Source organism: Acetobacterium sp. MES1 (assembly GCF_002237635.1).
Lineage (GTDB): Bacteria > Bacillota > Clostridia > Eubacteriales > Eubacteriaceae > Acetobacterium > Acetobacterium wieringae.
This window is the reverse complement of the sequence record NZ_MJUY01000050.1, coordinates 110550-125441: the sequence shown is the minus strand read 5'-3', so window position 1 is coordinate 125441 and position 14892 is coordinate 110550. Positions and strand designations below refer to the sequence as shown.

Below are 14892 nucleotides of genomic sequence, written 5' to 3'. Positions count from 1 at the left end.
AATTACGCAGAAACTAGGTGACAGAAATGAAGATAGTTGTTTTGGATGGATATGCCCTGAATCCCGGGGACCTCAGTTGGGAGAGTCTGGAAAAATTGGGAACGGTGATGGTTTATGACCGTACCGCCGAAGCCGAGGTGGCAAAATGGATTGGCGATGCCGAGATGGTTCTGACCAATAAAACCCCGATCACCTGCGAAACCCTGAACCGCTGCCCAAAGCTTAATTACATTGGGGTGCTGGCGACCGGCTATAACATCGTGGATGTGGCAGCGGCCAGTGAGCGGGGGATTACCGTTACCAATATTCCTAGCTATGGCACCAATGCAGTGTCCCAGTTTGCCATTGCCCTGCTGATGGAATTATGTCACCGGATTGGTGATCATGCTCATTCGGTGCTGGCCGGGGATTGGGCCAATAACCAGGACTGGTGTTACTGGAACTATCCGTTGATTGAACTCAGCGGAAAAACCATGGGGATCATCGGCTTTGGAAAAATCGGTCAGCGCACTGGTCACATTGCTCAGGCCCTGGGGATGAAGGTACTGGCCTATGATGTGATGAAATACCCGGAGTTGGAATCAGAGACCTGCCACTATGTGAGTCTCGATGAATTGTATCAGGAAGCTGATGTGATTGTGCTGCACGTGCCACTTTTTTCATACACCCGGGAGATGATCAATGCCGAAAGTATCCGCAAGATGAAGGATGGGGTGCTGATTATTAACAACTCCCGGGGCCAGCTGATTGCTGAAGCGGATCTTCGGGATGCCCTTAACAGCGGCAAGGTCGGCGGGGCAGCGGTGGATGTGGTCTCCACTGAGCCCATCAAACTGACCAACCCGCTGCTGCAGGCCAAAAACATCATTATTACGCCCCATATTTCCTGGGCTCCCCGGGAAAGCCGGCAGCGGCTGATGGACATTGCGGTGGATAATCTGGCCTGTTATCTAAAAGGTGAGCAGCGCAATGTGGTGAGCGGTTGATAAAATTAAAATACAAAAAACACGAAATAAAAAATTTCAAAACAAAGAGACGCCTACCATCCACGTAAAAGTAGATAGTGGGGAGCCTCTTTTTTAAAGCGATTATTAGGTCAGGGATGGTTGGTGAGCAAAACTAAAGAAGTAATGCGGTAGTGGCATTACTTTTTAAGTTTATTGATCAGCTTAACCAGCTCATACCAAAGCACCGAGATCCCGGCAATGACAAAGACGATAAGAAATTGGAAAAGAGTGAGCGGAGCAAATTTCAAAAAGGCATTTAAGGGTGTATACAGGATCACAAAGAGCCCCACCAGCGTGCCAATACTTACAGTCCACATTACTTTATCGGTTGCCAGCCGTTTCATTGACTGAAAAGCAAAATCATGATCGGAGCTATTGACTTGGACCAGGAAGAGATTCGCCAGCATAATAATGGCAAAACCCATGGTTCGGGCCAGCTCTGGGCTACCCGGATTCTGATTCAGCATATAAAGATAGGTGCCGAAGGAGGCGGCAAACAGAACCAGACCCTGGCTGACGCTTTTTAACAGGATTTTAGCATTGAGTAGTTTTTCCTTGGGATTTCGGGGCGGTCGCTCCATAATATCGGTTTCGGCGGGTTGGCGTTCCAGTACAATCGAGCAGGTGGGATCGATAATCAGCTCCAGCAAGACCACGTGCAGTGGCAATAACAGCAGGCTGGCCGGGGCAATTCCCATCAGTGGGGCCAGCAAGGCGGCAAAGGCAATCGGGATATGAATGGTAAAGACGTAGCCCACCGCTTTGCGGATATTGTCAAAAATCCGGCGGCCGTCCGCAACGGTATCGACAATGGTCGAGAAATTATCGTCCATTAAAATCAGATCGGCGGCCTCCCGGGAGACCTCGGAGCCCCGTTTGCCCATAGCAATCCCGATATCTGCATATTTCAGGGCCGGGGCATCATTGACACCGTCACCAGTCATGGCGACAATTTCGCCGTTTGCTTTAAAGGCTTTGACAATCCGCATCTTGTGTTCGGGAATAACCCGGGAAAAAATACTGACATCTTTAACTTTTTCGCAAAGTTGGGCATCAGTCATCTGATTTAGCATGTCCCCGGTGATGATATGATCACAGTTTGGCATGCCGATTTTTCTGGCGATGCTGGCAGCGGTGATGCCGTTGTCACCGGTAATCATTACCACCCGAATACCGGCCTGATTACAGCTGGCAATATCGGCTTTGACCGATTCCCGGGGGGGATCGGCCAACCCAATCAGACCACATAGGGTCAGCTGGCAATCTTCAATTGTCTCGGGAATATCGGCTTCGGTTTTGGGCTTCATCAGGCCGACGGCAATCACCCGCAGGCCCTGTTCGGACATGGCCCGGATTTTTTCATCTACCCGAGTCCGCTCGCTGGCCGTGAGCGTTGCGATCGTCAGAATTCGTTCCGGTGAGCCCTTGGCGGCAATGATAATCTCATCGTCGTGGAACCAGACGTGGCCCATCATTTTGAGTTCATTGGTAAAGGCATATTCGCTGATCAAACGTCCGCCAAAAAGGTGATCCCGGGAAATGCCAGCGGCTTCACAGTGGTTGAGCATCGCTTTTTCCATCGGGTCGTAGGCTTCGGTTTCACAGCCCAGGCCCATGATTTCACATAAGGTATCGAGATTACCATCAAGCGCCCAGGTCTCCTGGACAGTCATCTGATTCATGGTGATGGTGCCGGTTTTATCAACGCAGAGCACCGATACCGCTCCCAACGTTTCGACTGACGGCAGTTTACGCACCAATGATTGCTTTTTAGCCAGCCGCCAGGCGCCCATCGACAGAAAGACGGTCAAAATGACTGGGAATTCTTCGGGGATCATGGCCATCGCCAGGGTAATCCCCGACAGGATGCTTTCAATCAGCCGGTCGCCTAGAGCGTGGTCGGGAATATTGATATAGGTAATCACGCCAACCAGGGCACAGAGGACGGCGGCAATGCCGGCGCAGAGTTTCACCAGGCTGCCAGTCTGCTTCTGGAGCGGTGTCGGTTCATCCGGCGCTTGCGCGACGTGGATCCCAATTTTTCCGTACTCGGTGGTGGGGCCAATTTTATCGACCTGAACCAGAGCCGTCCCCTGGGTCACCAGGGTACCGGCGTAGCAATAGTCGTTGCGCCAGTGATCTGAAGTGGGATTGGTGTTGCGGGTGGCAATTTTCCAGACGCCCTCGGCTTCTCCGGTTAATGACGATTCATCAATACAACAATCATTGCAGCGAATCACAAAGCCGTCAGCCGGGATTTTAACGCCTTCATGGATCATCATCAGATCGCCGGGCACTAGATCGACGCTGGCGATGGTGACTTCCTGACCGTCCCGAATGACTTTGACATGGGGCGCCGATAAATCTTTCAGGGCATTGAGGGTTTTGTCGGTTTTCCATTCCTGGATCACATCGATGCTGATGATGCCGATGACAAAGATCAGCATGATGGCACCATCTCGGGGTTCTCCGAGGACAAAATAGATGGCAGCTGCCACCAGCAGTAGCACAAACATCGGCTCGCTGATAATGTGCAGTAGTTTGTGAAAAAAGCTTTCTTTTTTCAGGGGGGCCAATTCGTTTTTGCCATACTGCTGTTGTCGCAGGGCGGCTTCTTTGGTGGTCAGTCCCACCGGGTTATTTGAGTTTTCGGTCATAAGGTTCCTCCATTTTCTGTTTTGCCTGATTATAAAAACTCTCAGCACTCAGGAGATGGTCTTATCTGTTCTCAAAAAGGTATAAAAAAAACACCCATGGAACAAAATTCTGTCCCACAGATGCGAAAAATCAAATCTGCTGCCGCTGTAGCGGCCCGGCTCCAAAAACACGTATGTTGATGGCCTGATCAGGTTGTACTGTCGATTAATATGCAGCGCAAAGAGATACGTTTATTTTAAGGCCGGGAATCGCATTTGTCAAGCGTAAATTATCTAGCCGATCAGGGTGTTTGCCATCAGGAAACCGCCATAAAAGGCGCCAAAGCTGAGTACGAGGGTGGCCACCACATAAAAGATGGCACTGAGGATGCGGTTGTTCTTTAGCAGCACAAAGTCTTCAAACATAAAGGTCGAAAAGGTGGTGTAGGCCCCCAGAAAGCCTTCGGCAAAAAGGCCATAAAGCAGGGTTGAAATATCAAAACCGGTGACAACACCAAGTAGAAAGGCGCCGGAAACATTAATCACGAAGGTGCCGATCGGGAGGTGTTGATGCCGTGTGGCAAAGCGTTTGCCCAGAACATAACGGGTGGTACTACCCAAAGCTCCGCCTATAATAACGCATAAAGTTTCCATCAGGTGTTTTCCTTAATTGCTATCAAGGCTGAATCGGATTGCCAGATTTTTTCCCACTGGGTGTAAAATATGATGGCCGAGCAGATGGCCCAGGTAAACCGCACCGACTCCGAGGATAATGGAGGCCGCCACATAGGTACAGAAAAACCGCAGATAACCGGCGTCCAGAATATTCAGGCTTTCTTTGCAGAAGGTTGAGTAGGTGGTAAAGGCGCCCACCAGTCCGGCGGTTAGGCCAAGCTTTAAATCGGTGCTGATCCGTTCGGTTTTAGAAAAAATGGCATTCAGTGACCCCAGAATCAGACAGCCAAACAGGTTGATGACCAGAATGGTTAAGGCCAGATTAATCAGTGGATCAGAGAATTGGAACAGGTTGGGGGAGCTTTTCAGCTCAAACCGCAGCAGCGCACCCAGGGCACCGCCTGCGGCGATAAAGTAGTATTTTTTCATGACAGTCCTCCTGACTTAAGTGACAAAACATTTCGACACGAAGGGATTAAAATTTTGTGAGGTGGGTTATTTTAGACAATAAAAAACCTGCAGCATTACAAATCCTGCAGGAGTCATCAGCTGATAAGCAATTTTGGTGAACTCCATCACCTTCTATGAAATAATGTTATCATGAGGAAATAATCGTGTCAATAAAAGGTGGTGCTGAAATCGAAATCAAAAATAAAACCGAAATAAGTGTGGTCAGATTTGAAGGTTTTTTTCAATAAATAATTGAGATTTTCATTTTGATCGATTAAACTATAAAACAGGTGATGAAGTTCGCCCTGGCAACCGCCAAAATGCGTTAAGCTGATGACTTCTGTTAAAATACAGAATCGTTGGCTTTTTTTGATTGCCGCAGCATTTTTTGCGGCCCATGTTTTTATCAGAGATCCAACCAGGAGAGGTAGTGTGAATATGAGTAAAGATGAGACTATCACCGCCATCGATGAGGTGGCTGCTTTACTCCGGGCCACCGGGGTTTGCGAAGAAGACACCATAAAAATTGGGAATTTAAAAGAAAAAATTAAAAACCGGGAGCTGGTCATATCGGTCATCGGTCAGTTTAAGCGGGGAAAGACCACCTTTATTAACGGCGTCCTCGATGCTGAGGTGCTGCCGGTGGGGATTATTCCGGTCACCTCGGTGGCCACTAAAATTCAGTACGGCGATGCCTTGGCCGAGGTTTATTTTAAAAGTGGGGCGCATCAACCGATACCGCTTACACAGTTGGTCGGGTATATTGCTGAGCAGCAGAATCCCAATAACCAGAAAGGGGTGTCATTTGTCAACCTGTTTTTGCCTAATCCCTTTTTAAAGGATGGGCTGATTCTGGTGGATACCCCGGGGGTTGGGTCGATTCATCAGAACAATACGGATGAAGCCTATGCCTTGATGAAAGACAGCGATGCAATTGTCTTTATGCTGTCGGTGGACAGTCCGATTAACGAAATCGAGCGGGAATTCCTTAGTCAAGCCCGCAACTACGCCGCCAAGTTTTATTTTACAATCAATAAGATCGACACCATCAGCCCGGCCGATTTGAGCGCCTATCTGGGTTATTGTCATGATATTCTCTGTCAGATCATGGAGGTGGAAGCGATTGAACTATTTGCCATTAGTGCCCGAACCAAAGCTGGAATGGCTGCGCTTTTTGATAAAATCACCGGGGACATGGCGGTTTCGGCCGACCGGATTATTCTTGATTCGGTCCAGATTAAGTTTCGGGAGTCGCTGGCAGCGGCGCTGTCCCATCTTATGCTATACCGCCAGGCTTATAGTATGCCACTGGACAATCTGGAAGAAAAACGCTGCGAACTGGAAGAAAAACTGAGAAGTCTGGATCAGCTTACCAAAGATGCCAGCTTTTATCTGCTACGCAACATTGACGAGCTGCTGGAGCAGATTCGGGCAGTGCTGCAGGATGGCGCCAGGGAGATTGGGAAGAAGCTGGCTGAGGAATTGGCGGCAGCCTATCAGCAGCATCAGCAGAATAAAACAAGAGATCTTGAGAGCGTGCTGATGGCGCTGCTCGATACCTGCCTGACCCAGCATCTTAGCGACCTCAGCGAGACCGGGATTAACAGCCTGTCCCGGGGTTATGAGCATCTGGCGGCAATTCTCAATCAACAGATTGATGATCTCAAAGCGTTTCTGGGTCAGGTGGTGGCGGAACTCTTCGGCATAAACTATCAGGTTGATACCACTGTGCATACCTTGTCCTCGCGGGATGATTTCTATGTCAAGGTCAATCAGAAACCGGCGGCTTTTTTGGTGGATATCAATGATCTGGTTTACCTGTTGCCCCGGGGTTACGCCAATAAAAAAATCTACGCCCGTTATCAGCAGAAGATGGCCACCGATACTGAGCATAATGTCAACAACATGATTTATAATTATCAGTATAAGATCCGCGAGAGCGTCCGGGATTTTACGGCCGCACTGGAACAGGAGTCAAATGCACTGAAAAAGGATCTTACAGCGTTGGTCAATCGGGTCATTGCCGATAAAGAAGATACCTCAAAACAGCTGGGGGATAAAATCCGGGAGTTGGACAAGACTTGTGAGCGGTTGACGTTGTTGCTTGATCAGTTGCAGCAAGGATAAAGACACTTGTTTGGATTGGTAGTCAAAGGCTTTCTGTAGACACTCCGGGAATAAAAAAACTGTTCCTCCCAGAGCGAAGCGGTTATACTTAGAATATAGTTTAGTTTAAAACACGTCAGGAGGAGTTCATCATGTTTAATAATCAAAATGACGGCTTGGAATTATCAACGGCGATGCTGATCGATGCAGCAAAGCAGCGGGGGATTACGGTCGAGATCCTGGATGCTGAGGATAATTTTATCCGGCTAACAAAAGGCGAAAAAACCGAATACGTCAAGCAGGCGACACGGACTTCAAAGGATACCTATATTGCGCCACTGATTATGGAGAATAAAGAAGTCACCAAACTGGTGCTGAGGGAGCTGGGGATCAATGTGCCAGCCGGGATGATGGTGCAATCGGTGGATGAAGCGATGGCCCATTTTGAAAGCTTTCGGGGTCGGGATCTGGTGGTCAAACCCAAATCCAGCAATTTTGGGCTGGGGATTGAGATATTTAAAAAGCTTCAGTGCGCCAGCTGTTTTCAGCAGGCGGTGGTTAAGGCTTTCACGTATGATACGGCGGTGCTGATTGAAGATTTTATTCCCGGCAAAGAATACCGTTTTCTGGTGATTGGCGAGCAAGTGGCGGGGATTCTTCACCGGGTACCGGCCAATGTGGTGGGGGATGGGGTTTCTACCATTGCCGAGCTGGTGGCCGAAAAAAACCGCAATCCGCTGCGGGGCAAGGGCTATGTGACGCCGCTGGAGAAGCTTACGCTGGATGATACCGAAATCGCTTTTCTTGGCGAACAGCATAAAACGGTTGCGACCATTCCCGCAGCAGGCGAAACGGTTTATCTCCGGGAAAACTCCAATATCAGCACCGGCGGCGACAGCATCGATTTTACCGATGCGATCATCGACGATTATAAGGCCATTGCGGTTAAAGCGGCCCAGGCGGTGGGCGCCAAAATCTGTGGGGCCGACATCATTATAAAGGATTTAAAGGCCAAACCCGATAAAACCAATTACAGTATTATTGAGCTGAACTTTAACCCGGCCTTGCATATTCATAACTATCCCTTTGTTGGTGAGAACCGCCACGTCGATGACAAGGTGCTGGATTTGTTGGGGTTTTAGAAATTATTGATAAAATTGAAACCAGCCTTGTCAACTCGAAGGGGGCTGGTTTTTTATTAGACCAGATGGCCGACTGGTGCGGTTATCATCATATCGGTATTTCCGTATTTTCGGGCAATATCCATAAAACTCGAGACGGCTGGGCTGAGATGCTTGTCTTTATGATAAACCAGACTAAAGCTTCGATTCCAGATCGCCTTCTGATGCCGGATCGCATAAATATCACCATTTTCGATTTCTTCCGTAACCAGACGAATCGAAATGGCGGCCAGACAATTATTTCTCATGACAATCGTTTTAATAATTTCCGGCGAGGTTACTTCCCAGCCAATGTTCAAAGTAAGGTCTTTGCTGCGGGCAAAATCGATAAATAATTCCCGGGTACCGCTGCCTTCTTCCCGCAGCACAAAGATTTCTTTTTCCAGTTCCTGTGCGTTCAGTTCCTGGCGGCCCGCAAAGTGATGATGGCGACTGCAGGCTATTACCAGATAGTCGTCAATCACTGGTTCAATAATCAGATCGGGGTGTTTTATTTCACCTTCCACCAGCCCGATATCCAGCTCGGCTTTCAGCAGCCGCTCTTCAATCATTTTGGTATTGTTGACATAACTGAAGCTGTCGATGTTGGGGTTGGACTGTTTGAAATCAGTGATCAGCGAGGTCAGCAGACAAGCCCCGACGGTAATGGTTGAACCGATCCGGATCGCTTCTTTACTGCCAAGGCTGGAAAAACTTTCTTCTAAGGCATCAAACTGCCGAACCACGATGTGCGCCTGGTTGAGTAATTGTTGGCCGGCTGGGGTAATGAAGAGACGTTTACCCAGTCGTTCAAACAGCAGCAGATGATAATGATTTTCCAGTTCTTTGATCACCTGACTGACTGAGGGTTGGGTGATGAAAAAAGTTTTCGCCGTGGCCGACATCGAACCAGTTTCGGCCACGGAGATAAATATTTTTAAGTGACGGATATCCATTTTTCCTCCAGTGTTTCAAATATATCATTTTTGCATATAGGTAATAACTATGAAATATATAAAATAATACCATTTCACTTATAAAACAGCAAGGGTTATACTTAACCTAACATGCATGTAATTAAAAGAAAGCGAAGAAATAGGACCTATTTTTGAGGAATTGAGATGGCAACACTGACAATCAGTCAAGCAGAAGAAAAAAGAGTGAAAGCGTTAGGCTTTTTAAGTAATCGGGGGACTGACAATTTTTCGGGTCGGGTGATTACTGAAAATGGTTTAATCACTGTGGAACAGGCTAAAAAAATTGTGGAGGCCGCCGAAAAATATGGCAATGGCTATTTAGCGTTAACCTCTCGTTTAACCATCGAGTGTCAGGGGATTCCCTTTGAGCAGATCGATGCGTTCCGGAATTATCTGGCAGAAGCTGGAATCGAAACCGGGGGAACCGGAGCAAAGATCCGTCCGGTTATGTCCTGCAAAGGCAGCACCTGTCAATATGGTTTAATTGATACCTTTGGACTTGCCAAAGAAATTCATGACCGTTTTTATACCGGGATGCGAAATGTTACCCTGCCGCACAAATTTAAAATTGCGGTTGGAGGCTGTCCCAATAATTGTGTCAAGCCGGATCTCAACGATGTCGGCATAATCGGCCAATTTCAACCGATTGTTAATCAGTCAGCATGTCGGGGTTGCAAAAACTGTGCTGTTGTTAAGTCTTGTGCTGTCGGTGCTGCACAGCAGGTTGAAAGAAAGATTAAAATTAATAATCAGGCATGTCTCAACTGCGGCATCTGTATTGGCAAATGTCCCTTTGAGGCGGTTGTTGGTGGCGATCGGGGTTATAAAATCGTGATTGGCGGTCGTTGGGGCAAACAGGTAAATCGGGGACATGCATTGAAGCGGATCATTTTAAATCAGAAAGAACTTCTGGACACCGTTGAAAAGATAATCAATTTTTACTCAGACAATGGTTTGCCACGGGAACGGTTAGCCCAGACCATCGAGCGGATCGGCTTTGATGCAGTTGAAACGGTCTTATTAAACGATGAAAAGCTGAGATAGCCGGATGAAAACTCTGTCAGAAGCAAATCAATTCGCAGAAATTCCATAAAAGATGGCTAATTAAAAGGATTCGGGGTAAGAATATGAAATAGAATCAATTACAAAAAAACAAGGGCAAAGAGGGACTGGAAATGGAATATGATGCAATTATAATTGGCGGCGGTTTGTCTGGTTTGACCGCCGGGAGTCTGTTGGCTAAAAGTGGACTAAAGGTCGCCGTGATTGAGAAAAGCTATAATCCCGGCGGTTCCTGCGGGATTTTTAAACGTAATGGTGTGACCTTTGATATTGGGGCGGCAATGTTGTTTGGCTTTGGTGAACAGGGCTTTAATGCCCATCGTTTTGTTTTTGACTGTCTTGAGGAACCAATTGAGGTAGTCAAGCATGAGCTGCTTTACTGCATCCATTTCAAGGGGCAGGTGATTCGCTTTGGGGATCGGATTGACGATTTTGTTGCCGAATTGGGGGCGGTGTTTCCGTCGGAACAGGATAATATCAAAAGGTTCTACCGGGATCTGGAAAAGATGTATAGGGACGTGATGGTGGATAATCCCAACTATACCACCCCGGATGAAACCGAAGCCCGGGGCGCCCTGAAAAGCTTAATCAAACACCCGCTGTCCTATGCCCGCTTTCTGGGCTATTTAAATAAGAGTGCCCGCAGTCTGCTGGAGGGCTATTTTGCTGACCCGGAGATTTTCAAGTTTTTTGATAAGATTACTTCAACCTATTGCTATGCGACCCTGGAAGAAGCCCCGGCGGTGCTGGCGGCGGTGATGTTTGTCGACAACCACCTTGGTGGCAGCTATTATCCCGCCGGTTCAACCATTTTTCTGCCCGGTAAGCTGGAAAAGGTGATTGAAGAATATGGTGGTACGATGGTTCTGGAAAAAGAGGTTGTAAAAATAATTTTTGAACATAATCGACCGGTGGGGGTGGTTTTAAGCAGTGGTGAAGCCGTCTATGGTCGTGATCTGATCTATTCGGGGACGGTCTGGAATCTTTATGGCAAGCTGATTGACCGGCCCAACCTGAGCCTGGAGCGGGCCCGCTGGGCGGCCCGACAGGTGCCAACCTATCCCAGTGTGGTGCTTTATGCCGAGGTTGACAAAGCGGTGATTCCTTTGGACACCCAGCCGGTGGAAATGCTGGTGGGCAACCCCGATCGCCTCGATGAAAGTGAGGTCACCGTCTATATTTCCAGCCTTGATGATAAAACCCTCTGTGATCCGGACAGCCATGTGGTGCTGGCCATTGGCCCCAGTTTTAAAGACTGGGAAGCGGCCAATGAGGGGGCCTATCAGGAGTGCAAAGAGCAGGAAAAAGTGAGGCTGATGGGGGTGCTGGAAGAACGCTTCCCGGGCTTTAAAAAGAGCATCCGCTTCGCCGAGCTGGCTAGCCCCCGGACGATTGCCTATTATACCAATAAAAACGGTGGCGCGGTAGCAGGCCCCAAACAGATGCTGGGGCAGCACATGTTTATGCGGCTTCACACCCGGACCGAATGGGACAATCTGTTCTGTTGTGGTGAATCCACGGTGATGGGGACCGGTACCCCCACCGTAACCACCTCGGGGATTGCCGCCGCCAATGCGGTGCTCAAGAAAAGGGGATTGTTACCCTATGTGTATCAACCGGAGCGCAAGCAGATGGTGCGAATTCTTAAGCGGCCGGTGACCGCTGAAAAACTTTATGCCGATGTTCCCACAGAAATTCGAACCCTGATGCAAAAAGCCGCCCGCTGTGAATATTGTGAGCATCCCTATTGTGGACTGGGAATGCCAGCGCACCTGAGGAATCTGGATATCCGGGGAATCATGCGTCGGGTGGCAGTGGGAAATCTGGTTGGGGCCGGGAAACGGCTGGCGGCTTATTGCCAGGAACACCGGCTGCAAATTGATTGTGAAAGTCTGGAGCTGTCGCAGTGCGAATGCCAGTGTATTTTAAACACCAGAACCGGTCAGCCGGTGGAAATTCAGGCGGTGATCGACCAGCTTCAGGCGCTTTTGAGGCAGAACCAATGACCGGGGCATATGATATGATTGTTGTCGGCGCCGGGATCGCTGGTTTAACCAGCGCTGCCTATGCCGCCAAAGCGGGCTATCGCACCCTGCTTTGTGAGAAAAGCCAACAAGTTGGTGGCCTGGTGGGGAGCTTTATGCGCCAGGGCTTTACCTTTGATGCCGGAATCCGGGCCTTTGAAAACTCCGGAATCGTTTTTCCAATGCTTAGGCAGCTGGGGATTGAGCTGGCGTTTGTTAAGAACCCGGTGGTGATTGGCATTGAAGATGCTCAGATGACCTTGGATGGAGCTAATAGTCTGGCTGCTTATGCCGCCATGCTAAGTGCCAAATTTCCCGATAACCAAGCTGATATTGCGGCCATAATTGACGAAATCCGCAAGGTGACCGGGTACATGGACGTGCTTTACGGCATTGAAAACCCGTTGTTTATGGATCTGACCAGGGATAAAGACTATCTTTTTAAAACCCTGCTGCCGTGGTTGCTTAAATATCAGGTCAACATCCGCAAAGCCCAGCGTCTTAATGAACCGGTTGTCACCTATCTGCGTCGTTTTACCAAAAATCAGGCCTTGATTGATGTGATTATCCAGCATTTTTTTGATAAGATGCCGACATTTTTTGCGCTCAGCTATTTTGGTCTTTACAGCGATTACAGCTATCCCATTGGCGGCACCGGACACCTGGTTAACGCCATGGGAGATTATATTGTGGCCCATCAGGGCGAGCTGGCGCTGGGCACTGAGATCAGTCAGATCGATTTAAATGCCCGAGAAGTGATCACCCGGGATGGCCGCTGCTTTGGCTATTGCGAGCTGATCTGGTGTGCCGATATGCAGGCCCTATACCGGGCTGTTGATGATACACAATCGGCACCGCTGGGCCAGCGGGTTCGAAAACAGCAACAAAAAATCCGTCTAAACCGTGGCGGTGATTCGATTTTGACCGTCTATCTGGGGGTTGATCTGGCACCGTCTTATTTTGCTGCCCGCTGTGGCCCCCATTGCTTTTACACCCCCAGCAAGGCGGGGTTGTCGGCCATTGAGGCCGAACCCTGGGCAGCGGTGCTGGCCGATCCGGCCCGGTCGACGGCGGATCGGAAGCGGGCCATGAAAGCCTGGATTCGGGACTATCTGGCGTTGACCACCTATGAGATTTCCTGCCCGGCACTGCGGGATCCGGCTCTGGCCACGGCCGGAAAAACCGGAGTGATTGTCAGCACCCTGATGGATTATCGGCTGGTTAAAGCGATTGACGACGCTGGCTGGTATGCGGACTTTAAAGACTTATGCGTAGAGCAGATTCAGGCGGTGCTGGAAAAAAGCCTCTTTCCTGATTTGTCCGGGCAGGTTGAGCTGAGCTTTTGTTCCACCCCGTTAACGCTTGAGCGGCGCACTGGCAATTCCGGTGGTGCCATCACTGGCTGGGCTTTTCGTGACGATGCAACCGCCGGGAAATTGCCAGCGGTCAGTGTTTTTCGCAAAATTGCCAAATCCACCCAGACCCCGCTGCCCCATGTTTTTCAGGCCGGGCAATGGACCTTTAGCCCCTCGGGACTACCGGTATCGATCCTGACGGGCAAGCTGGCGGCTGATGCGGTAATCAGGCAACTGGCAAAAAAGTCCCGGGCGGGAGATTCCAGGGATGATCAGGAGGCCCACCGATGATTCTGGTAACTGCGACGCTGCTACTGGGACTGGTCGCCAGCTGGCTGCTCTTTAACCGCTTTCCTGGTCTGGAGCAAGGGGACACACAGGAATCGGGCAACCAAAATCCGCAGCTGTCAATTATTATTCCGGCCCGCAATGAAGAAAAAAATCTGGCGCTGTTGCTGGCTGATTTAAAGAATCAGACCTGTGCGATTCACGAAATAATCTGCGTTGATGACGGTTCCACCGATTACACCGCCAGTATTGCCAGGGACTATCGGGCTACCCTAATCACTGCGGCACCAAAGCCGGACGGCTGGCTGGGCAAGGCTTGGGCCTGTCACCAGGGTTGGGAAGCTGCCAGTGGCGAGCTGCTTTTATTTCTTGATGCCGATGTACGGTTGAGACCGAATGGTCTTGGCAAACTGTTAAGGGCCCGTCAAAAAACCGGGATGTTGGTTTCGGTGATGCCCTATCATCGGATTTTAAAAAGCTGGGAGGCGCTGTCGCTGTTTTTTAATTGCCTGCAGATGGGGGCCAATGGTTTGGGTTTGCCGCCAGGCTTTAAAAGCAGCGGTGGGATTGGTCTCTATGGCCCGGTGATTTTGATTGACCGGTGCGACTATCAGGCCGTCGGCGGTTATGCCGCCATTAAAACCAGTATTGTTGACGATGTCGCTCTGGGCGAAAAACTTAAGGAAAAAGACATTCCCTTTGCCCTGTTTCTGGGAGATCAGGACGTTGCCTATCGGATGTATGGCGGAGGACTAGGGGATTTGATTGATGGCTGGACCAAAAATCAGGCCGCCGGGGTAGCCAACACACCATTGTTTTTGATCGTTCTGGTTTTTTTCTGGATCACTGCGGTTGCTTCGGCACCACTTTATCTGGTTCTTAATCTGGTCTGGCAGCAGTGGTTGTGGAGTACTATAATGGCGGCCTGCTATGGCATCTGGGTGCTGGAGCTTACCCGCATTGCCCGGCAGATTGGCAGCTTTTCGGTGATTGGCATCGCTTGTTATCCGCTGTTGTTGCTTTTTTATCTGGTGATCTTTTTACGGTCGCTGGTGAAAAAAATAATGGGTCGCCCGGTGATCTGGAAAGACCGGGAAATTCGCCAGCAAAAATAGCATTGGAGCATTTCCCAATTACCTGAAATGTGAGTAC

The 14892-nt window shown here is 49.3% G+C and carries 11 protein-coding genes and 3 riboswitches; of the genes, 7 read left to right on the top strand and 4 right to left on the bottom strand.

All coding sequences use genetic code 11. The annotated features are described in order from the left end of the window. Positions 1 to 26 precede the first annotated feature (26 nt). Positions 27 to 986, top strand: coding sequence for a D-2-hydroxyacid dehydrogenase (locus BI182_RS13965; protein ID WP_286808741.1), 960 nt, complete (start codon positions 27 to 29; stop codon positions 984 to 986). A gap of 158 nt (positions 987 to 1144) precedes the next feature. On the opposite strand, the gene BI182_RS13960 is transcribed toward BI182_RS13965, so the two are convergent. The 3 genes from BI182_RS13960 to BI182_RS13950 all read right to left on the bottom strand — a co-directional run bounded on the left by BI182_RS13960 (position 1145) and on the right by BI182_RS13950 (position 4747). Then, entirely contained in the window at positions 1145 to 3664 is a 2520-nt protein-coding gene (locus BI182_RS13960) for a cation-translocating P-type ATPase (protein ID WP_286808739.1), read from the bottom strand. 107 nt (positions 3665 to 3771) lie between these two features. Beyond that, a riboswitch (NiCo riboswitch) is annotated at positions 3772 to 3866 on the bottom strand. Positions 3867 to 3937: 71 nt separating this feature from the next. Further along, a complete protein-coding gene (gene crcB / locus BI182_RS13955; protein ID WP_286808737.1) occupies positions 3938 to 4297 on the bottom strand; it encodes a fluoride efflux transporter CrcB in 360 nt (119 codons plus the stop codon). 12 nt (positions 4298 to 4309) lie between these two features. Then, on the bottom strand, positions 4310 to 4747 hold the full coding sequence (locus tag BI182_RS13950; RefSeq protein WP_286808736.1) for a fluoride efflux transporter FluC: 438 nt from the start codon (positions 4745 to 4747) through the stop codon (positions 4310 to 4312). 100 nt (positions 4748 to 4847) lie between these two features. Next, positions 4848 to 4907, bottom strand: a riboswitch (Fluoride riboswitch). A gap of 141 nt (positions 4908 to 5048) precedes the next feature. Continuing rightward, positions 5049 to 5118: riboswitch (Fluoride riboswitch) on the top strand. Between the two features lie 88 nt (positions 5119 to 5206). Here BI182_RS13950 and BI182_RS13945 point away from each other — a divergent pair. Both BI182_RS13945 and gshAB read left to right on the top strand, forming a co-directional pair. After that, entirely contained in the window at positions 5207 to 6895 is a 1689-nt protein-coding gene (locus BI182_RS13945; RefSeq protein WP_286808867.1) for a dynamin family protein, read from the top strand. 131 nt (positions 6896 to 7026) lie between these two features. Next, positions 7027 to 8016 (top strand): bifunctional glutamate--cysteine ligase GshA/glutathione synthetase GshB, encoded by a 990-nt coding sequence (gshAB, locus tag BI182_RS13940; protein ID WP_286808734.1) that lies wholly within the window; start codon positions 7027 to 7029, stop codon positions 8014 to 8016. Between the two features lie 56 nt (positions 8017 to 8072). Here the strand turns inward: gshAB and BI182_RS13935 are convergent, their stop codons facing one another. Then, positions 8073 to 8990, bottom strand: a complete 918-nt coding sequence (locus BI182_RS13935) for a LysR family transcriptional regulator (protein ID WP_286808732.1) — start codon at positions 8988 to 8990, stop codon at positions 8073 to 8075. 165 nt (positions 8991 to 9155) lie between these two features. Here BI182_RS13935 and BI182_RS13930 point away from each other — a divergent pair, with 165 nt between their 5' ends. The 4 genes from BI182_RS13930 (at position 9156) to BI182_RS13915 (ending at position 14855) form a co-directional block, all read left to right on the top strand. Beyond that, positions 9156 to 10055 carry a ferredoxin-like domain-containing protein gene (locus tag BI182_RS13930; RefSeq protein WP_286808731.1) on the top strand — a complete coding sequence of 300 codons (900 nt, stop codon included), beginning with the start codon at positions 9156 to 9158 and terminating at the stop codon, positions 10053 to 10055. A gap of 131 nt (positions 10056 to 10186) precedes the next feature. Continuing rightward, complete coding sequence (locus BI182_RS13925; protein WP_286808729.1) at positions 10187 to 12079, top strand: FAD-dependent oxidoreductase; 1893 nt, start codon at positions 10187 to 10189, stop codon at positions 12077 to 12079. After that, complete coding sequence (locus tag BI182_RS13920; protein WP_286808727.1) at positions 12076 to 13743, top strand: phytoene desaturase family protein; 1668 nt, start codon at positions 12076 to 12078, stop codon at positions 13741 to 13743. Before BI182_RS13925 ends, BI182_RS13920 begins: the two co-directional genes overlap by 4 nt. Then, the gene (locus tag BI182_RS13915) at positions 13740 to 14855 is read left to right on the top strand and encodes a glycosyltransferase (RefSeq protein WP_286808726.1); all 1116 of its coding nucleotides are present in this window, start codon (positions 13740 to 13742) and stop codon (positions 14853 to 14855) included. Before BI182_RS13920 ends, BI182_RS13915 begins: the two co-directional genes overlap by 4 nt. Positions 14856 to 14892: the final 37 nt, after the last annotated feature.